Consider the following 20,502-nt stretch of genomic DNA (forward strand, 5'->3'; position numbering starts at 1 on the left):
AATCGCGGCACGTATCCGGGATATCGACTATGAGCCGCTGAACTTAGGCTGCCGCTTCTCGACGAAGGCGGTCGCCCCTTCGAGCCGATCGTCGGTGGCGAACAGGCCCGCGAACAGGTGCGACTCCAGGGCGAGACCGGACGCGAGGTCGAGGCTGAGACCACCGTCGACCGCCTGTTTCGCGGCGCGCAGCGCCAGGGCGGGACCGATGGTGTACTGCTTGACCAGCGCGACGGCGGACGCGTACACCTCGTCGGCGGGAACCACCCGGTCGGCCAGGCCGATCCGCAATGCCTCCGCACTGTCGACCATCCGACCGGAGAAGATCAGGTCCTTGGCCTTGGCCGGGCCGATCAGCCGGGCCAGCCGCTGGGTGCCGCCGGCGCCCGGGATGAGACCGAGCTTGATCTCCGGCTGGCCGAGCTTCGCGTCCTCGGCGATCACCCGCCAGTCGCAGGCCAGTGCCAGCTCGCAGCCGCCGCCGAGCGCGTACCCGCTGATCGCGGCGACCACCGGCTTGGGGATCCGGGCGATCGCGTCGAAGGCGCTGGACAGCGCGCCGGCCCGGGCGACCATCTGCTGGTACGTCACGGTGGTGAACTCGGTGATGTCGGCGCCCGCCGCGAAGTGCTTGCCGGCGCCGTGCACGACCACGGCGCGTACCGCGGAGTCGGTGGCCGCGGCCTGTGCCGCCTCCCGCAACTCCTCCTGAACCTGGGTGTTCAGCGCGTTGACCGGTGGCCGCTCCAATCGAATCGTGCCGATGCCGTCACTGACCTCGAGCCGCACGAACTCGCCCACAGGGCCTCCCTCGACCACGCCGTTTGGCAGCCAGCCTACGACGGGTACGGGATACCCTGGGGTCCTCTGGGGAGGAAGCGATGACCACGTACTACCGGGACCCGGAAGTGCTGATCACATCGTCCGGCGTCTGGATGAACGGGCGTGAGTTCCGCCTGTCCGAGCTCCTCCAGGTCTGGTACACGAAAGGCTCCCGTTCCTGGAGCATCATCGCCCGGCGCGGAGCCCTCGCCATGATCATCCTGCTGCCGCTGGTGGTCGGCGCGTTCGCCGTGCTGCTGGCCCTGGCGCTGGACCTGTCGCTCGGCAACACGATCGCCCTGACCGTCGGCGGCATCCTGGTCGGGGTGGCGGTGGTTCCGGTCGCCGACCTCCTTCTGGAGCGGATGGACGCGTCCTACGATCGGGGCAGCCGCAGCATCGAGATCTGGGGCCGGGTCCGGGAGGGTGACGTGCTGCTCATGTGCACCGACAACGCACAGCGGTTCGGCCGCGTCTACCGCGCCCTGCAGCGCGCGCTGGAGCCGGCGGTGCGCCCGTGAGGAGAGACGCCGCGGGGCTGGCGGCGCTGCTGGCGGGCACGGGTGTGCTGCATTTCGTGGCGCCGAAACCGTTCGACCGGATCGTGCCGCGGTCGCTGCCGGGCTCGCCGCGCACCTGGACCTATCTGAGCGGGGCCGCCGAGCTGGCGGTGGCCGCCGCGGTCGCGCACCCGCGCACGCGCCGGGCCGGTGGGCTGGCCGCGGCCGCGTTGTTCGCCGCGGTCTTCCCGGCGAACGTGAAGATGGCGGTGGACTGGCGGCATGCTCCGCCGGCCCGCCGGGCGATCGCTTTCGGACGCTTGCCGTTGCAGGCCCCGCTGATCGCCTGGGCGCTGCGGGTGGCCCGCTGATTCGCTGATTTCCCGGTGCGAAAGGCCCTGATTCGCGACGATCAGGGCATCATGAAAGCGACCGAGGTACGGCCCACCGGCGTCGAGCGGACCTTCGGGGAGAACGAGCTGATCGTCTCCAAGACCGATCCGCGCGGCGTCATCACGTACGTCAACGACGTCTTTCTCCGGGTTTCGGCCCTGCCCGAAGGGCAGGCGCTGGGGCAGCCGCACAACGTGATCCGGCACCCGGACATGCCCCGCGCCGTGTTCCAGCTGCTCTGGGACACCATCAAGGACCGGCGGGAGATCTTCGCGTACGTGCTGAACCTGGCCGCCGACGGCGCGCACTACTGGGTGTTCGCCCATGTCACGCCCTCGTTCGACGGGTCCGGCCGGCTGCTGGGCTATCACTCCAACCGGCGCAGCCCGTCGCCGTCGGCGGTCCGGACGATCCGGGACGTCTACGCCGGAATGCTGACGGCGGAACGCGCGCAGTCCCGCACCCCGGACGCGGTGGCCGCCGGGACCGCGGCCCTGGAGCGGATGCTCGCCGAACGCGGCTGCGGCTACGACGAGCTGGTGTGGGAGATCACCGACGGCAGCGCCCGATGAGGGCACGTCAGTCGCCCGGGGTGGACCTGACGGCGCTGGACGAGGCGGTCCGGATGGTCACCGAGGTCTGCGAGCGGGCCTCTGACGGTGACCTGGAGGCCCGGGTGCCGCCGATCGGCGAGTCGGAACGGGCCCGGCGGGTACGGGCGGCGATCAACGGGCTGCTCGACCACATCGACGCGTTCGTCCGGGAGGCGGGCGCGGCGTCGGCGTCCGCGGCGGAGGGGCGGTTCCACCGGCGGTTCCTCACGCAAGGGCTGGCCGGGGCGTACCGGGCGGCGGCCGCACAGATCGCCCACTCGAACCAGGTGATGAGCCGGACGGCGGCCCAGTTCGCGGACGCGGCGCGGGCCCGGCAGGCGCTCGCCGACGAGCTGGAGTCCGCGGTGCTGACGGTCTCCGAGCAGGTGGCCACGGCCGCGACCGAGATGGGCCGGTCGGCGAACAACCTGGCCGACTTCGCCCGGGAGGCGGTCACCGACGCCGAGCACGGGCTGGGCACCGTGTCGTCGCTGCGTACCTCGTCGGACGAGATCCGGCACGCGGTCGACCTGATCAACCAGGTGGCGGCGCAGACCCGGCTCCTGGCCCTGAACGCGACGATCGAGGCGGCCCGGGCGGGCGCGGCGGGCAAGGGCTTCGGCGTGGTCGCCAACGAGGTGAAGAACCTGGCGAACGAGACCAGCGCCTCCAGCTCCGAGATCATGAACCAGGTCAACACGGTGCAGCAGTCCGCGGCCGACGCGATCCGGGTGCTGGAGGCGGTCACCGACCGGATCCGGGAGATGAGCGGGCTGGTGGAGGGGATCGCGCTGGCGGTGGACGGCGGGCAGCGCGCCGACGACGGCGGCCTGTCGCAGCTCGCCGAGGTGCTGCGGGCCGAGGTCTCTCGCTTCGTCACCACGATCCGCGCCTCATGAAACCCCGGCTGGTGTGTCGAGTTCGGCCGCTATGCGCGCCCGAAACCAACACACCAGGGGTCAGCCGCGCTGGTAGAGGGCCTCAATGTCGGCGCGGGTGGGCAGCGCGTTGCTGGCGCCCACCCGGCGCACGCAGGCCGCGCCGGCCGCGTTCGCCCAGCGCACGGCGTCCGGCAGGTCCCGGCCCTCACCCCACGCGACGGCCAGCGCACCGGTGAACGCGTCACCGGCCGCGGTGGTGTCGGCCACCTCGACCTTGTACGCCGGCACGTGCACATCGGCGCCGTCCCGGTCGGCGTAGCGTGAGCCGTTGCCGCTGAGCGTGAGCACCACCCGCGGGACCAGCGCCAGCAGCGAGCCGACGTCCGGGTCGGCGCCGCCGGTGATGGCCCGTGCCTCGGTCTCGTTGACCACCAGCAGGTCCACCTGGTCGAGCAGGCCGGGCGGCAGCACCCGGGCGGGCGCGGCGTTCAGGATGGTCCGGGTGCCGGCGGCGCGGGCGGCCCGGAGCGCGGCCAGAACCGTGGCCATCGGGATCTCCTGCTGGCAGAGCAGCACGTCGGCGGCGGCGATCGCGGCGGACTCGTCGTCGGACAGGTCGACGAAGGTGCGGTTGGCGCCGGGGCTGACCAGGATCGAGTTCTCCCCGGCCCGGTCCACCATGATCACCGCGACGCCGGAGGAGCCGTAGCTGGTGCGTACCAGATCGACGCCCACCCCGGCCGCCGCCAACCGCGCGTGGAGGGTCACGCCGAAGGAGTCGGAGCCGATGGCGCCGAGGAACGCCGTGTCGGCGCCCGCGAGGGCGGCGGCGATGGCCTGGTTGGCCCCCTTGCCGCCGGGTGTCATCACGAAGTCGTCGCCGAGCACCGTCTCGCCCGGCCGGGGCAGGCTCGGCGCCAGCCCGACCAGGTCCATGTTCGCGCTGCCGGCGACGACGACCCGGGTCGGCATCTAGCCGGCCCGCGCGGTGTAACGGTCGCCGATCCGGTCCACGATCAGCGGCAGGCCGAACGTCTTCGTCAGGTTCTCCGCGGTCATCACCTCGCCGAGCAGGCCGGCCGCGACCACGGTGCCCTCGCGCAGCAGCAGCGCGTGGGTGAAGCCCGGCGGGATCTCCTCGACGTGGTGGGTGACCAGCACCATCGCGGGGGCGTCCGGGTCCAGCGCGAGTTCGGTCAGGTGCCCGATGAGCACCTCGCGGCCGCCCAGGTCGAGACCGGCGGTCGGCTCGTCGAGCAGCATCAGCTCGGGGTCGGTCATCAGCGCCCGGGCGATCTGGGTGCGCTTGCGCTCGCCCTCGGACAGGGTGCCGAACTCACGGTCGGCGAACCCGGCGATGCCGAGCTGGTCGAGCAGCTCGCGGGCGCGGGCCTCGTCCTGCGGGTCGTAGCTCTCCCGCCAGCGGCCGACCACCGACCACGCGGCGGTGACCACCACGTCGAGCACCTTCTCCGACGGCGGCACCTGGTCGGCGAACCGGCCGGTGGTGATGCCGACGCGGGTGCGCAGCTCGGTGACGTCGGTGCGCCCGAGTTTCTCGCCGAGCACGTACGCCGTGCCGCGGGTCGGGTGCATCCGGGCGGACGCGAGGTTGAGCAGGGTGGTCTTGCCGGCGCCGTTGGGGCCCAGCACCACCCACCGCTCGTCCAGCTCGACCTGCCAGGACAGGTCTCGGATCAGGAAGTTTCCGCTTCGCACCACGTTGACGCGGTCGAAGGCGATGACGGTGTCCTCGTCGGGCGGAATGGGTACGGCAGCCTCCAGCACGCGTCCATCCAACCACGTCCGCGCGCGGGAACCGGACGGCGTGCCGGTGACCCGCCCCCGCGGGGGAACCTCAGTCGGTCGTCGAGCCGAAGACCTCGTCACGGACCGCGTCCAGGGCCATCCGCAGCGCGCCGTGCAGCACCGGCTCGGAGGCCACCGCCGTCACCACCACCTTGGGCGAGACCAGTGTGATCGCTGCCACCTCGGATTCCACCCGCTCGGCGAGCGCGGGGCCACCGGCCCGGCTCACCTCGCCGGCCAGCACCACCAGCGGCGGGTCGAGGACGGCGCAGGTGGCGGCCACACCGAGGGCCAGCCGCCGGGCCAGCTCGTCGAGGACCGGCTCACCGGCGGGACCGGCGGCGACCGCCGCGCGCACCACGTCGGCGGCCTCGGCGCCGCGGAAGCCGAACTGCTTGCCGATCGCCTTGACCGCGTCGGCGCCGGCGATGGCCTGGAAGGCGCCCTTCACCCCGCGCCGGGACGCGTTGTGCGGCACCTCGGCGCCGCCGACCGGCAGGTAGCCGATCTCACCGGCGGCGCCGGTGGCGCCCTGGTGCAGCCGGCCGGCGATGACGTTGGCCAGGCCCACGCCGCGGCCGATCCAGATGAGCGCGAAGTCGGTGACGCCGGTGGCCGCGCCGGTGCCGGACTCGGCGACGGCGGCGAGGTTCACGTCGTTGCCGAAGAAGACCGGGATGTTCAGGTCGCGGCGCAGGTCGGCGAGCAGGCCGCGGTGCCAGCGGGGCAGGTCGTGGGCGAAGGAGATCTCGCCGGAGTGCGGGTCGACCAGGCCGGGGGTGCCGAGCACGACGCGGCGTACGGAGGTCATGTCGGCGCCGGCCTCCCCGGCGGCCTGGACCACGGCGTTGTGCACGACGCCGACCGGGTCGTCGGTGTCCTTGGTGCTCTGCTCGACCCGGCTGACCACGGTGCCGGTGATGTCCGCGCAGGCGGCGACCACGCAGTCCGGGCCGACCTCGACGCCGATCACGTGCGCGCTGGACGGGGTGACGGCGTAGAGCTGCGCGTTCGGCCCGCGGCCGCCGGCCTGCTCGCCGACCCGCCGGACCAGGCCGCGCTCCTCGAGCCGCTCGACCAGCTGGGAGGCGGTGACCTTGCTGAGGCCGGTCATCTCGCCGAGCTGCGCCCGGGTCAGCGGACCTCGCGTGAGCAGCAGGTCCAGTGCCGCGCGGTCGTTCAGGGCGCGCAGCAACCGGGGGGTGCCCGGGAGGCGGGTGGCGGCCATAGCATTGTCCCCTAATACTAAGGAATCTTTCCTGTTACTGTGTCGACCAGCGACACGCAGCCGCAGCGTAACGGTAGGCAATGAGGCCTAGCCGGAGGGTGGCTATCGACTCCGAGCGATCATGGCAGTTCCCGGGTAGTCCGACCAGTCCGGCCAGAGTCGCCGAACCGGAAGGACATCATGGCGAACGACCCCGCCCTCCGTCAGCTGGCGCTGCGCACCCTCCTCGCGGCGTTCCCCGGTCACACCGCGCCGCAGTGGGCCGGTGACCTGCTCGCCGGCGGGCTGGCCGGCCATACCCTGTTCGGCACCAACGTCGACAACCCTGAGCAGCTCGCCCGGCTGACCGCGGAGCTGCGATCGGCCCGCCCCGACGCGCTGATCGCCATCGACGAGGAGGGTGGCGACGTCACCCGGCTGGGGCATCGGACGGGGAGCCCGTACCCCGGGAACGCCGCTCTCGGCGCGGCCGACGACGAGGACCTCACCCGCCGGGTCCACGCGGCGATCGGCGCCGACCTGGCCGCCGCCGGGATCGACCTGGACCTGGCCCCGACCGTCGACGTGAACACCGCCGACGACAACCCGATCATCGGCACCCGCTCGTTCGGCGCGGACCCCGGGCTGGTCGCCCGGCACACCCGCGCGGCCGTCACCGGGCTGCAGTCGGCCGGTGTCGCCGCCTGCGCCAAGCACTTCCCCGGCCACGGCGCCACGGTGTCCGACTCGCACCTCGAGCTGCCGACCGTGGACGTGCCCCTGGCCCTGCTGCGCACCCGCGACCTGCCCCCGTTCGCCGCCGCGGTGGAGGCCGGGGTCAAGGCCGTGATGAGCGCCCACATCCGGGTGCCCGAACTGACCGGCGACGGGCCGGCCACCTTCAGCCGGGCCGCGCTGACCGGCCTGCTCCGCGACGAGCTGGGCTTCCGTGGCGCGATCGTCACCGACGCCCTGGAGATGCGCGGCGCCGCCGCCTCCGCCGGGAGCATCCCGCGCGCGGCCGTCGCCGCCCTGGCCGCCGGGGCCGATCTGCTCTGCATCGGTGCCGAGGTGGACCTGCCGCTGGTCGAGGCGGTGGCGGCGGAGATCGCGGCGGCGACCGGGGACGGGCGTCTCGCGCTGAGCCGGCTGGAGGAGGCGGCCGCCCGTACCGCCGCCCTGGCCGCCTGGACGACCACCGGAACCCCGGGCGCCTTCGCCCCGGACGTCGCGCTGGGCCTGGCCGCCGCGCGCCGGGCGATGACCGTCGAGGGGGACGTGACGGCGGTGCGGTCGCCGCTGGTGGTGCGGTTCGGCGCGGGCCACTCGATCGCCGAGGGCCGGGTGCCGTGGGGCCTCGCGCCGCACCTCGACGGCGTCGAGCACATCGAGGTGGCGGCCGCCGAGGCCACCCCGGAAGAGCTTGCGGGGTACGCCGGGGACCGCCCCGTGGTCCTGGTCGGCCGCCGCCTGCACAGCTCGCCGGCGGCCCGCACCCTGATCGAGAAGCTGGCCGCCGACCGGCCGGCCGCTGTCGTCGAGATGGGCTGGCCGTCCTCGTGGCGGCCGGCCGGCGTACGGGCCTTCGTGATCACGCACGGTGCCAGCCGGGCCAGTGGCCGGGTCGCCGCCGAGGCGCTCGGCCTCACCCGCTGATTCGAACATCAACAGCACGGAGCGTCACGAAAGACGTACCCGGTGTCGCTCATGTCGGGGAATGACCGGAACTTCTGCCCGAATCGGGCTAACCGAACGGACAATCCGCAACCGGCACCGTTCCCCCAGCGGGCACCCGTCACGTAGCGTCATGGCCAGAAGGTGGGTCTGGGGACGTCGCGAATCCAGCTCGGGACCAGCAGGACCGCGACGCGGACGGTGAGCCGGGCACGGCGTGACTTCGGGAGCAGCACGCCGCCGCCCGGCTCACCACCTGAAAGATCACGCGTGTGTATTTCGGCCGCTATACGCGCCCGAAATACACACGCTCCAGGACCGTCAGGCGGCCGAGGACGTCTTGACCAGGGTTCGGATCTGGCGCAGCAGCACCGACAGCGCCGCCAGGTCAGCCGGCGAGTCCTCCACGTTGCCCATCGCGTTGGACGCCCGCGCGATCGACGCCGCGTTCACCTGCTCCCACTCCGAGACCCGGTCCTCCGGCGCGGAAGTCGACGGCGTCGACTGCAGCACCTCGGCGGTCAGGGCGGCCAGCGCGGCGTACAGGTCGTAGCGCAGCGCCATCCGGGCGAGCGTCTGCCAGCGGTCGTTGCGCGGCAGCCGGGAGATGTGCGAGAGCAGCACGTCCACCCCGAAACGCTCGGAGAGCACGAAGTACACCGACGACACCTCGCCCGGGTCCCGCCCGATCGCCGCGGACGTCTCCAGGATGTCCAGCAGGCCGAACCCGTAGAACACCCGGCTGACCGTCTCGGCCAGATCCTGCGGGACGCCCTTGCCGACCAGCTCCTCGATCCGCTCGGTCAGGGCCCGGCGCTCGGACCCGACCATCACCTCCGGCAGCCGTGGCAGCAGCTCGGCGACCCCCGGCCGCAGCTTGGCGATCTCACCGGCCACGTCGATCGGCGACCGCCGGGTGCTGACCAGCCAGCGCACCGCCCGGTCGAGCAGCCGCCGGGTCTCCAGGAAGACCAAAGTCTGCGCGGGGGTCGGCACCTCGTTGTCGAGGGACTCGCCGGCCGCCCAGACCTCATCGAGACCGTAGACGTCGCGAATCACCACGTAGGCCCGGATCACGTCGGCCGCGGACGCGCCGCTCTCCTCCATGGCACGGTGCACGAACGACGTACCACCGCGGTTGACGACCTCGTTCACCAGCGACGTGGAGATGATCTCCCGCCGCAGCCGGTGCCCGGCCATCCGGCCGGCGAAGCGCTCGCGCAGCGGCGTCGGGAAGTAATCCGTCAGGACCGCGCTGGTCCAGGCCTCGTCGACGAGGACGTCGGCGAGCACCTCACGCTCCAGACTGATCTTGACGTACGCCAGGAGCACCGCGAACTCCGGCGCGGTCAGCCCCTCCCCGTTCTCGTAGCGAGCGGCCAGTTCCTTGTCCGACGGCAGGGCCTCCAGCTCCCGGTTCAGCTCGCCGCGCTCCTCCAGGGCCTTCAGCATGCGCCGGTGCACCGGGAGCAGCGAGTGCGCCTGGGACCGGGCGTTGCCGAGCGCCATCGCCTGCTCGTAGTTGTCGCGCAGCACCATGTCGCCGACCTCGTCGGTCATGGCGGCCAGCAACTCGTCGCGTTCCGGCAGGGTCATCTCCCCGTCGGCGACCGCGCCGCCGAGCAGGATCTTGATGTTGACCTCGTGGTCGGAGCAGTCGACCCCGGCCGAGTTGTCGATGAAGTCGGTGAACACCCGGCCACCAGCCCGGGCGAACTCGATCCGGCCGCGCTGGGTCAGGCCCAGGTTGCCGCCCTCGCCGACGACCCGGACCCGCAGGTCGGCGCCGTTGACCCGGATCGCGTCGTTGCCCTTGTCACCGACCTCGGCGTGCGACTCGGAGGCCGCCTTCACGTAGGTGCCGATACCGCCGTTGAAGAACAGGTCGACCGGGGCCCGCAGGATCGCGCGCATCAGGTCGCCGGGGCTGATCACCGCCGCCTCGCCGAGCCCGAGCCGTTCCCGGACCTCACGACTGACCGGGATCGACTTCGCCGACCGCGGATAGACGCCGCCACCGGAGCTGATCAGGGACTTGTCGTAGTCGTCCCAGGAGGAGCGGGGCAGCTCGAACAGGCGCCTGCGCTCGGCGTACGAGATCGCCGCGTCCGGGTCCGGGTCCAGGAAGATGTGCCGGTGGTCGAAGGCCGCCACCAGGCGGATGTGCTCCGACAGCAGCATGCCGTTGCCGAACACGTCACCGGACATGTCGCCGACGCCGACCACCGTGAAGTCCTCGGTCTGGGTGTCCAGGCCCAGGTCCCGGAAGTGCTTCTTGACCGACTCCCACGCGCCGCGGGCGGTGATGCCCATCTTCTTGTGGTCGTAGCCGGCCGACCCGCCGGAGGCGAACGCGTCGCCCATCCAGAAGTCCTTGCCGACCGAGATCTCGTTGGCGATGTCCGAGAACGTGGCGGTGCCCTTGTCCGCGGCCACCACCAGGTACGGGTCGTCGCCGTCGTGCCGGACCACGTCCTCCGGCGGCATGATCTTGCCGCTCTGGATGTTGTCGGTGACGTCCAGCAGCGCGGTGATGAACCGCCGGTAGCACTCCACCGCCTCGTCCCGGTCGCCCGGCTTCTGCTTCAGCACGAAGCCGCCCTTGGCGCCGACCGGCACGATCACCGAGTTCTTCACCATCTGCGCCTTGACCAGGCCGAGGATCTCGGTGCGGAAGTCCTCCCGCCGGTCCGACCAGCGCAGGCCACCGCGCGCGACGGCGCCGTACCGCAGGTGCACGCCCTCGAACCGGGGCGAGTAGACGAAGATCTCGAACTTCGGCCGGGGTTGCGGCAGGTCCGGGATCGCTTGCGGATCGAGCTTGAAGGCGACGTACGACTTCGGCCGCCCCTCCCTCCCCCGCTGGAAGAAACTGGTCCGCAGGGTCGCCTCGATCAGCATCAGGTACGACCGCAGGATCCGGTCCTGATCCAGGCTGTCCACCTGGTCCAGCAGCTCGGTGATCCGGTCCCGGACCTCGGTCGCCCGCCGGGCCCGCTCGGTCTCGCCGACCTGCAACGCCGGCGAGAACCGGGTCTCGAAGAGCTTCACCAGCAGGACCGCGATCTCCGGGTACGCCGTGAAGGTCGATTCCAGGTACCGCTGGGAGAAGACGTTCCCGGTCTGCCGCAGGTACTTCGCGTACGCCCGCAGCACCACCACCTGCCGCCAGGTGAGACCGGCCAGCAGCACCAGCTCGTTGAACCCGTCCACCTCGGCCTCGCCCCGCCAGGCGGCCGCGAACGCGTTCTCCACCTGCGGGCGCACCTCGGCCAGCTCACGATGGCCGGACGGCGGCAGCAGACCGAAGTCGTAGAGGTAGATGACGCCGTCGTCGCGGCGGATCTCGTACGGCCGCTCGTCGGTCACCCGGACACCCAGCGAGTGCAGCACCGGCAGCACCGCCGACAGCATCATCGGCTCGCCGTACCGGTAGACCTTGAAGCGGACGTCCCGCTCGTCCGGCTCCGGGTGGCCGTCCGGGCCGAGCCGGCGCCGCCGGAACAGGTGCATGGCGAGCTGCCCGGACTCGTCGAGCAACTCCAGCTTGGCGAGGTCCTGCATGCCCTCGTACGGCGTGTGGGTGTTCTTGTAGCTCTCCGGATAGGCCGACGAATACCGCAGGAACAGCCGCCGGGCCTGCTCGTCGCCGAGTTTGCGCTCCAGCACCAGGGAGAAGTCGTCGTCCCACATGCGGGTCGCGTCGGCCAGCTTCTCGGCCAGCTCGTTCGGCTCCAGGTGGCCGGGCGGCGCCGCCGGGTCGGTGCGCACGATGAAGTGCACCCGCGCCAGCATCCGCTCGGTCACCCGGGTGGTGTAGTCGACGCCGATCCCGTTCAGCTCGCGCAGCAGGATCTCCTGCATGCGCAGCCGGTTGCCGGTGGTGAACCGGTCCCGGGGCAGGTAGATCAGGCAGGAGATGAACCGGCCGTACCCGTCGCGCCGCAGGAACAGCCGCAACTGCCGGCGGCCCGCCATCCGGAGCACGCCGATGACCGCCTCGTACAGGTCGTCGGTCTTGATCTGGAAGAGCTCGTCGCGGGGGTACGTCTCCAGTATCTGCAGCAGGTCCTTGCCGGAGTGACCGCGCGGCGACAGCCCGGACCGGTCCAGCACCTCCTGCACCTTGCGCTTGACCACCGGCAGCTCCCGGACGCTGGTCCGGTACGCCGAGGAGGAGAAGAGACCCAGGAACCGGCGCTCGCCGACCACCTGACCGGCCTCGTCGAACGACTTCACACTGATGTAGTCGAGGTACGCCGAACGGTGCACGGTGGCCCGCGAGTTCGCCTTGGTGATCACCAGGAGGCGCGGCTCCATGGCCCGCTCGTACACCTCGGGGGCCATCTCGGTGGCGAGCCGGCGCGGTTTGCTGGCCCCACGCAGGATGCCCAGGCCGGTGCCCGGGACCGCGGTCAGGACCCCGTCGTCCAGCCGGTACTCCCGGTAGCCCAGGAACGTGAAGTGATCGTCGGCCAGCCACTTCAGCAGCTCGATCGAGTCGGTGACGTCCTTGTCGGGAACCGGAAGGCCCTGCTCGGACCCGCGCGCGGCGGCCAGCTCGTCGGAGATCACCACGGCCCGCTGCCGCATCCGCGGCCAGTCCTCCACCGCGTCCCGCACGTCGGTGAGCACCCGCCGCACCTCGTTGACCAGCTGCTCGCGGGCCTCCGGCCGGCGGACCGGGTCGATCTCGATCCGGATCCAGCTCTCCACCAGGTCGCCCTCGATGGCGTCGTCCGGCTCGACGTCGGACTCCAGCTGGGCGAGCGCGCCGAGCGGCTCCCGGCGCACCACGATCAGCGGGTGCACGGTCAGGTAGACCTGCAGATTGTGCGCGTTGAGCAGGGCGATCACCGAGTCCACCAGGAACGGCATGTCGTCGGTGACGATCCGCAGCACGCTGTGCGCCTGCGGGCCGGTCGGCTCGGTGATGGCCACCTTCAGCTCGCCGGGCAGCCGGTTGCGGGCCAGCTCGCGATGGTCGGCCGCGGCCGCGAACATCTCTCCGGGCGTGTAACCGACCAGTTCCTCGTCGGGTGCGAACCGCCAGAAGCGGCTCACCAGCGACGCTGTGGTGTGGTCGTCTCCCGCTTGCTCGACCGCCTGCGCCACCAGCCGTTCGGCGTTGGGCACATCGTCGAGAACGGTCTGATCAGAGTCGGTCACTGCCTCGTCGGCGACAGCCATGGTCCGGCGCTCCCCTCACCCACGGCACTGTGGGCTCGAACGTGTCGAGCACAGCCTAGAACTACCACCCCGGCACACCTCACACCCCCGGTGTGCCGATGCAGGACGCCGGAACGGGCACATCCCTACTACCGTTCGATCAGCTACCCCACGGAAGGGACACCCATGCGCCGTTCCCCCGCCGGCCTCGCCGCCCTGCTCCTGCTCACCGCGGGCGGGCTGGCAGGCTGCTCGGCCGACCCCGCCGAGGACACCGTCGAGGCGTTCCTGACCGGCTGGGCCGGCGGCAACCTGGACAAGGTCGGGTTCGTCACCGCAGCCGGTCAGAAGATCGGCGCGCCCGAGGTGCTGACCCAGATCCAGGCGCTGTACGGCGACCTCGCCGGCGCGCCGGTCAGTGTCACCAGATCCGGGGACACCGCCGAGACCGGTGACAACGCCACCACCCCGATCACCGTCAAGTGGACCCTGCCCGGCGGTGCCCAGTGGAGCTACGCCAGCGCCGTCCGCGCCACCAAGGCGAACCTGGACGGCTGGTCGGTCGTCTGGGAGCCGTCAGTGGTCCAGCCCGACCTGACCGGCGGCGAGAAACTGCGGCTGCGCCGGGTCGCCGCCGGGCGCGCCGCGATCGTCGACGCCGCCGGGAAACCGCTGGTGTCGCCGCAGAAGGTGGTCACCATCGGGGTCAGCCCGGAGAAGATCAAGGACCTCGCGGCCCTGCAGAAGGCGCTCGCCACCGCGTTCGCCAAGGTCGACGCGGACGTCGACATGAGCGGCCTGAAGGCCCGCGTCGACAAGGCCGACCCCGGCGCCTTCCTCGACCTGGTCACCCTCCGGCGGTCGGTCTACGACAAGATCCGGGCGGAGGTACGCCCCCTGCCCGGCACCGTCTTCCGCGAGGAGACCCGGCAGCTCGCGTCCACCCGCGAATTCGCCCGGGCGCTGCTCGGCACCGTCGACGCCGCCACCGAGGAGGACATCGGCAACTCCGACGGCGCCCTGGCCGTCGGCGACCAGACCGGGCACGGCGGGCTCCAGCAGAAGTACGAGACAGTGCTGCGCGGCACCCCCGGCGTCACCGTGGTGATCGCCAAGGAGGCCGCCGACGGCGACACCGAGGACGCCAAGCTCTTCACCGCGCCGCCGGTCGACGGCAAACCGATCAAGGTCACGCTGGACAGCCGGGTGCAGATCGCCGCCGACGCCGCGCTCACCGCCGAGAAGCAGCCCAGCTCGCTGGTCGCGGTCCGGGTCAGCGACGGCGCCGTGCTGGCCGCCGCCAACGGCCCCGAGCCAGGCGGGGTCAACACCGCCTTCACCGGCCAGGTCCCGCCGGGGTCGACGTTCAAGATGGTTTCGGCGTACGGGCTCCTCGCGCGCTCCGGAGTAACCGCCAACACCGTCGTCGACTGTCCAAAAACGGTCACCGTTGATGGCCGTGAGTTCAAGAACTCACACGACCAGGCGCTCGGCAAGGTCCCGTTCCACATCGACTTCGCCAAATCCTGCAACACCGCCTTCGCCAACCTCGCCCCGAAACTCGGCTCGGCCGGGCTCCAGGAGGCGTCCGCCGCGCTCGGGCTCGGCGGCAAATGGGACCTCGGCGTCGACGCGTACTCCGGCCAGGTCTCCGACGGCGGCACCGCCACCGAACTCGCCGCCGCCGTCTTCGGCCAGGGCAGCACCGTGGTCAGCCCGCTCGCCATGGCCGTCGCCACCGCCGCCGTCGCGAAAGGACAGCTCCAGCCGCCGAAACTGGTGCTCGACCCGGCGCCCGCCGGCGCCACCGCCGCCGGGGCGCCTCTCGACCCGAAAGCGGTCACCGCGCTCCGCGGGATGATGCGCGAGGTGGTCACCGCGGGTACCGGCACGGCGCTGCGCACGGTCAAGGGCCAGCCGGTGTACGGCAAGACCGGCACCGCCGAATTCCAGACCGGCTCCGCCGACACCCACTCCTGGTTCGTCGGCTACCAGGGCGACATCGCCTTCGCGGTGATGGTCCAGAAGGGCGGCGCCGGTTCCGAGGCCGCCGTCCCCGTCGTCGCCCGCTTCCTGACCACCCTCAACAAGTAACCCGACCGTCCCTGGCGGCCGTCTCCAAACGCCCTCGCCCCTGGCTGGCGCTCAGGGCCGTCTCAGCACCGCTGAGACAGCCCTGAGCGCCAGCCACACAAGATCCACCGCCTGGCCCGATCGCCCCACCAATCCCACGGCGCGCGCTCGCCCACCCGCAACCCCGGCTGGTTCTCATGGCTGTCTCAGCGGTGCCGAGACAGCCCTGAGAACCAGCCGGACAAGATCTACACCGTGAGCCGGGTGCTCTTCGCCGGCCAGGTGGCTCTCCGTGGTGACGGAGAACCGGGTCAGGCGACGCCGGGTGGGAGGTTGCCGAATCGGCCCGCACCGGCGGCCGGCGAACCGTAGCTCTCCGTGGCCGAAGGGTCGGCGGGCGGGCGAGGGCGGAGCATTCCGGGGCGGGTGGCGGGCAGTGGCTCCGAATCGAGCAGTGGAGCGGAACCGAGCGGCCGGGTCAGCAGGCGGATGTCGGGACGGGCCGGTCGGGGTTCCGGGTCGGCAGGGCGTTCCGCATCGGCTTCGGCTGACTCAGGGACGGTTTCCGAGTCGATCTGCGCGGTATCGGCGGGGTCCTCGGGCTCAGCCGACCGGTCTTCTGGCTGATCGTCTTCGGTCATCTGCACGACTCGCGCGTGGGCGCCATCCCGCTCGTCGCGCGGCGCGTCGTCATCCGGGCCGACGTGATCGATGACGTCATCCGGCTCGGCGCGTTCGATGGCGTCCAGGTCGGCGGGATCGACGGTGTCCGAGTCGGCACGGTTGACGGCATCGGGATCGGCGTGACCGACGGCATCCAGGTCGGGATGGCTGTCGGCATCCAGGTCAGCGCGCGGTGCGGTGTTCAGGTCGGCGTGACCGGCGGCATCCGGGTCGGCGTGACTAAGGGCGTCCAGGTCGGGGTGATCAATGGCGTCGGCGTGACTGGTGGTGTCCAGGGCGGCACGGTCGATGGCGTCATCAGGCTCGGCTTGCGAAATGGCGCCAGAAAGCTCGGCGTGTGAGAACGCGCCGCGACGATCCGCGTCCGAGGAAGCGCCACGATGGTTGCTGGCGGTATGAGCCGGATCGTGGCGGTCGGTGGCGGGATTTCCGGGGCGAAGTCCGTTCGCTGTCCTGCCGAGAGTCGCGGCCAGGACGAAGTCCGCGTCAGCCCACCGTGCGGAAGCCCTCGGCGACGCGGAGCCGACCGGCCGCGCCGTAGAAGCCGGCTGATCAACGGCGCCCGGCCTACCGGCAGCGGCCCGTCCCGCGGCATCCGCATCGTCTGCGCCGGCCTGACGGTCCAGGCCGCCGGACGGCTCGACGCCGGCCTGACGATCCAGGCCACCGGACGGCTCGGCGCTGACCGGTGAGCCGGCGGCTGCGGGCTCGTCCACGGCGGGCCGTGCGGCGGAGAACCGGCTGTCGTCGGCGCTAGAAGGCTCACTGAAGGCGTTCGGCTGACCAGAAACGGCCGACTGCACGTCCGCGGATGCCGCAGCCGACGGGTCGGCCACCGAGGCGGCACGCGAAAAGGCGATAGGCGAAGAGGCCGAGGGTGAAGAGGCCGCTGGTGAGGAGACGGCGGGCGAGGAGTCCGGTGAAGAGGCCGCAGGCGAGGAGACGGCAGGAGAAGAGGCCGCGGGCGAGGAGACGGCGGGCGAAGAGACGGGTGAAGAGGCCAGGTCGCGGCGGGCGGCGATCAGGTCCGGGCGGGCCGTCGTGGTGCGGACCGGTGACAGGCCGCTCACGACCGCGGAGGTGATCTCGGCCGCGTACCGCCCGTCGGGGTCGTAGTCGGGGTCGAAGACGGTGATCTCGACGCCGAGGCAGTGCGGCGACTCCACCAGGCCGGACAGCAGGATCTCCAGCTCGGGGAAGGCGATGCCGCCCGGGTCGGGCGCGTCCACGGCCGGCATCACCGCCGGGTCGAGCACGTCGACGTCCATGTGCACCCAGTATCCGGCGCAGTCGACGAGCTGGTCGCGGGCCCACTGCGCGCTGCGGGCCGCGCCTTCGGCACGCAGGGCGGGGACGGGCCGGGTGACGATGCCGGCGGCCTGGAGGTCGAGACGGTACTCGTCCTGGGCGCGGATGCCGAGGACGACCACGTCGATGTCGCGGAAGTACGGCCGGCGGGACTCGATGGCCGCCAGGTCGGCCTGGCCGCGGCCGGTGACCAGGGCCAGGTCCTCACCGGCGGCGGCGCCCACATAGGAGGCGTTGCCGGGGTGCCGGAAGTCGGAGTGGCCGTCCACGAAGACCAGCCCGATGCGGCCGCCGACGGCGTCGCCGAGGCGGTGCATGGCGATGCCGGAGCCGATCAGGATGGAGCAGTCGCCGCCGAGGACGACCGGGAACTCGCCGCCGTCGATGATGGCGCCGATCCGGTCGGCGAGCGCGCGGGAGTAGGCGGCGATCTCGGCCGCGTGGGCCACGCCGTCGCCGGGGCGCCAGTCGCCGGGGTCGTACCGCGGAGGGGTGAGACAGCCCGCGTCGCGGGCGCCGAGCCTGGTCAGCAGGCCCTGATCGCGGAGGGCGCCGGGCGCCTTGGCGCAGCCCGGCACCGACGTCGCGGTCGGCGGGCGCAGGCCGAGATTGGACGGTGCGTCCAGAACGGCGATGCGGCGCACGACGCCCTCCTTCGCTGTTAGAAGAGTGCGCTGGCCAGGGCGCGTCTGGCGCCGGCGACCGCGGGGTCGTCCGGGCCGGCCACGATGAACAGCGACAGCAGGTGCTTGCGTACGGCCTCCCGCTCGTCGCCGGCGGTCCGCCGGACCAGGGCGACGAGTCGCGCGTACGCCTGGTCGGCCTGCCCGCTGAGCACCTCGATGTCGGCGGCGAGCCGCTGGGCCTCGACGTCCTCCGGGTCGGCCGCGGCCTTGGCCAGCGCCGCCGACGGGTCGACGCCGCTGATCCGGCGGTAGAGCTCCACCTGGGCCAGGCCGGATTCGGCGGCCGCGTCGGCGGGCGACTCGGCGAGGATCTTCTTGTACGCCGCCTCGGCCGCGTCCAGGTCGCCGGTCATCAGGGCGTCGTCGGCGGCGTCGAGCCGCGGGTCCTCGGGGGTGGCCACGCTGACGCCGGCGGCCTTGAGGACGGCGTCGATGTACTGCCGGATCTGGGCCTCGGAGAGCACGCCGGTGAAGCCTTCGACGGGCTGCCCGCCGATCAGCGCGACGACCATCGGGATGCCCTGGACACGGAAGGCCTGAGCGAGCCGGGGGCTGGTGTCCACGTTCAGCTTGCCGAGAACCCACGCGCCCGCGTACTCCGCGGCGAGGCGCTCCAGCACCGGCGAGAGCTGCTTGCAGGGCTCGCACCAGTCGGCCCAGAAGTCCAGCAGGATCGGAGTGGTCAGGGACCGCTCCATGACGGACTGGAAGTTATCCTCGGTGACGTCGATGACGGTCTCCGGGGTGACGCCGGGGATGGAGCCCGGAGCAGCGCCGGGTGCACCGCCGGCCGGGGCGGCGGGTCGGCTCGGCGCGGCCGGTTTGGCCGGTGCCGAGGGGCGCAGCGCGCTGAGATCGACCGCGCCGCGGGTGAAGATCGACGGAGTGGTCCGTGGGTCGCTCATGGTTACCTAGTCTCGCACGCTGTCACGCCTGTTCGCGCCGCCACCAGCCCGCCGATATCGGACGTCACAGCGCCCGATCGGCGGGTGGCGGCGGCAGCCGGGAGAAGGCTCAGAAGCGGGGCGGCTCGCGGTAGATCCCCCACTCTGATTTCAGCACGCCGCAGATCTCGCCGAGGGTGGCTTCGGCGCGGGCGGCGTCGAGCATCGCGGGGATCATGTTCTCGCCGGTGCGGGCGACGGTGATGAGGTGTTCCAGGGCGGCTTTCACCCGTACCTCGTCGCGGTTGGCCTTGCGGGCCGCAAGCGAGCGCCGCTGCTCCTGCTCGACCTCGTGGGAGACGCGCAGGATCTCCAGTTCCTTGGCGACCGTGCCGGTGTGCGCGTTGACGCCGACCACCCGCTTGGCGCCTTTCTCGAGGGCTTGCTGGTACGCGAAGGCGGACTCGGCGATGTGCGCGGTGAACCAGCCGTCCTCGATGCCGCGCAGGATGCCGGCGGTGATGCTGCCGTCGTGGCCGAGTTCGCGGATCCGGGTGAAGATCTCCTCGGCCTCGGCCTCGATCCGGTCGGTGAGCGCCTCCACGTACCACGAGCCGCCGAGCGGGTCGGCCACATTGACCACACCGGTCTCCTCCATGATCACCTGCTGGGTGCGCAGGGCGATCTCGGCGGACTCGTCGGTGGGCAGCGCGAGCGTCTCGTCGAGGGCGTTGGTGTGCAGCGAGTTGGTGCCGCCGAGCACCGCGGCGAGGGCTTCGACAGCGGTGCGGACCACGTTGTTGACCGGCTGCTGGGCGGTCAGCGACACCCCGGCGGTCTGCGTGTGGAACTTCAGCCACAGTGCTTTCTCGCTGGTGGCGCCGTAGTCGTCGCGCAGGTGCCGGGCCCAGATCCGGCGGGCCGCCCGGAACTTGGCGATCTCCTCGAAGAAGTCGACGTGCGCGTCGAAGAAGAAGCTCAGGCCGGGCGCGAAGGTGTTCACGTCGAGGCCGCGGGACAGTCCCAGTTCGACGTACCCGAATCCGTCGGCGAGCGTGTACGCCAGCTCCTGCGCGGCGGTCGAGCCGGCCTCCCGGATGTGGTAGCCGCTGACCGACAGCGGTTTGTACTTGGGGATCTCCCGCGCGCAGTACTCCATCAGGTCGCCGATCAGGCGCAGGTGCGGCTCGGGCTCGAACAGCCACTCCTTCTGCGCGATGTACTCCTTGAAGATGTCGGTCTGCAGGGTGCCGTCGAGCTTCGACAGGTCGGCGCCCTGGCGTTCGGCGGCCACCAGGTACATCACGAAGACCGGGACGGCCGGGCCGGAGATGGTCATGCTGGTGGTGACGTCCTGCAGCGGGATGCCCTCGAACAGCACGTCCATGTCGGCGGCCGAGTCGATCGCCACCCCGCAGTGCCCGACCTCGCCGAGCGCTTCCGGCTCGTCGGAGTCGCGGCCCATCAGGGTCGGCATGTCGAAGGCGACGCTGAGCCCGCCACCGCCGGCGGCCAGGATCATCTTGTAGCGCTGGTTGGTCTGGCGGGCGTTGCCGAAGCCGGCGAACTGCCGGATCGTCCAGGTCCGCCCGCGGTATCCGGTGGGGTAGAGACCGCGGGTGTACGGGAATTCGCCCGGCCATCCGATCCGCTCGAACCCGGGGTGATCGGCGCCGTCGGGCGGCCCGTAGACCGGGTCGACGGTGTTGCCCGAGAGCGTGGTGAAGTCGGCGTCCCGCTTGCGGGCAGCGTCGTAGCGTCGTTGCCAGCGCTCCCGGCCGGCGTGGATCTCGGCAGCGTCCATCCCGCCATCGTAGTG

Annotated in this window: 13 protein-coding genes and 1 pseudogene; 6 read left to right on the plus strand and 8 right to left on the minus strand. The window is 71.8% G+C overall.

All coding sequences use genetic code 11. The annotated features are described in order from the left end of the window. Positions 1-27 precede the first annotated feature (27 nt). Positions 28-801, minus strand: a complete 774-nt coding sequence (locus tag ACZ3II_RS00730; protein ID WP_465515522.1) for an enoyl-CoA hydratase/isomerase family protein — start codon at positions 799-801, stop codon at positions 28-30. 80 nt (positions 802-881) lie between these two features. Between ACZ3II_RS00730 and ACZ3II_RS00735 the strand changes: the two genes are divergently transcribed. From ACZ3II_RS00735 to ACZ3II_RS00750, 4 genes are read left to right on the plus strand one after another with little or no spacing between them, the layout of a single operon-like run. Then, positions 882-1,343, plus strand: a complete 462-nt coding sequence (locus ACZ3II_RS00735) for a DUF6232 family protein (protein ID WP_465515523.1) — start codon at positions 882-884, stop codon at positions 1,341-1,343. Then, positions 1,340-1,693: a DoxX family protein gene (locus ACZ3II_RS00740; RefSeq protein ID WP_465515524.1), complete on the plus strand. Its 354-nt coding sequence runs from the start codon at positions 1,340-1,342 to the stop codon at positions 1,691-1,693. Before ACZ3II_RS00735 ends, ACZ3II_RS00740 begins: the two co-directional genes overlap by 4 nt. A gap of 15 nt (positions 1,694-1,708) precedes the next feature. After that, positions 1,709-2,287: a PAS domain-containing protein gene (locus tag ACZ3II_RS00745; RefSeq protein ID WP_465515525.1), complete on the plus strand. Its 579-nt coding sequence runs from the start codon at positions 1,709-1,711 to the stop codon at positions 2,285-2,287. After that, on the plus strand, positions 2,284-3,207 hold the full coding sequence (locus tag ACZ3II_RS00750; RefSeq protein WP_465515526.1) for a methyl-accepting chemotaxis protein: 924 nt from the start codon (positions 2,284-2,286) through the stop codon (positions 3,205-3,207). The genes ACZ3II_RS00745 and ACZ3II_RS00750 overlap by 4 nt, the downstream gene beginning before the upstream one ends. Before the next feature lie 60 nt (positions 3,208-3,267). On the opposite strand, the gene ACZ3II_RS00755 is transcribed toward ACZ3II_RS00750, so the two are convergent. The 3 genes from ACZ3II_RS00755 to ACZ3II_RS00765 are packed head-to-tail and all read right to left on the minus strand — an operon-like array spanning position 3,268 to position 6,226. Further along, positions 3,268-4,161 carry a ribokinase gene (locus tag ACZ3II_RS00755; protein ID WP_465515527.1) on the minus strand — a complete coding sequence of 298 codons (894 nt, stop codon included), beginning with the start codon at positions 4,159-4,161 and terminating at the stop codon, positions 3,268-3,270. Next, positions 4,162-4,989 (minus strand): ABC transporter ATP-binding protein, encoded by an 828-nt coding sequence (locus ACZ3II_RS00760; RefSeq protein ID WP_465515528.1) that lies wholly within the window; start codon positions 4,987-4,989, stop codon positions 4,162-4,164. Positions 4,990-5,047: 58 nt separating this feature from the next. Continuing rightward, on the minus strand, positions 5,048-6,226 hold the full coding sequence (locus ACZ3II_RS00765; protein WP_465515529.1) for an ROK family transcriptional regulator: 1,179 nt from the start codon (positions 6,224-6,226) through the stop codon (positions 5,048-5,050). A gap of 180 nt (positions 6,227-6,406) precedes the next feature. Here ACZ3II_RS00765 and ACZ3II_RS00770 point away from each other — a divergent pair, with 180 nt between their 5' ends. Next, the gene (locus tag ACZ3II_RS00770; RefSeq protein WP_465515530.1) at positions 6,407-7,861 is read left to right on the plus strand and encodes a glycoside hydrolase family 3 N-terminal domain-containing protein; all 1,455 of its coding nucleotides are present in this window, start codon (positions 6,407-6,409) and stop codon (positions 7,859-7,861) included. Positions 7,862-8,200: 339 nt separating this feature from the next. Here ACZ3II_RS00770 and ACZ3II_RS00775 read toward each other — a convergent pair whose 3' ends face one another. Further along, positions 8,201-13,069 (minus strand): NAD-glutamate dehydrogenase, encoded by a 4,869-nt coding sequence (locus ACZ3II_RS00775; RefSeq protein WP_465515531.1) that lies wholly within the window; start codon positions 13,067-13,069, stop codon positions 8,201-8,203. A gap of 165 nt (positions 13,070-13,234) precedes the next feature. Between ACZ3II_RS00775 and ACZ3II_RS00780 the strand changes: the two genes are divergently transcribed. Then, on the plus strand, positions 13,235-15,142 hold the full coding sequence (locus ACZ3II_RS00780) for a penicillin-binding transpeptidase domain-containing protein (protein WP_465515532.1): 1,908 nt from the start codon (positions 13,235-13,237) through the stop codon (positions 15,140-15,142). 1,711 nt (positions 15,143-16,853) lie between these two features. Here ACZ3II_RS00780 and ACZ3II_RS00785 read toward each other — a convergent pair. The 3 genes and pseudogenes from ACZ3II_RS00785 to ACZ3II_RS00795 form a co-directional block, all read right to left on the minus strand. Beyond that, positions 16,854-17,757 (minus strand): annotated as a pseudogene (locus ACZ3II_RS00785) (arginase family protein); the annotation flags it as partial. Between the two features lie 17 nt (positions 17,758-17,774). After that, positions 17,775-18,704 carry a tetratricopeptide repeat protein gene (locus ACZ3II_RS00790; RefSeq protein WP_465515533.1) on the minus strand — a complete coding sequence of 310 codons (930 nt, stop codon included), beginning with the start codon at positions 18,702-18,704 and terminating at the stop codon, positions 17,775-17,777. 109 nt (positions 18,705-18,813) lie between these two features. Beyond that, positions 18,814-20,487, minus strand: a complete 1,674-nt coding sequence (locus ACZ3II_RS00795) for an acyl-CoA mutase large subunit family protein (RefSeq protein ID WP_465515534.1) — start codon at positions 20,485-20,487, stop codon at positions 18,814-18,816. Positions 20,488-20,502 lie beyond the last annotated feature (15 nt).

Source organism: Actinoplanes sp. NPDC019969, from assembly GCF_055562375.1.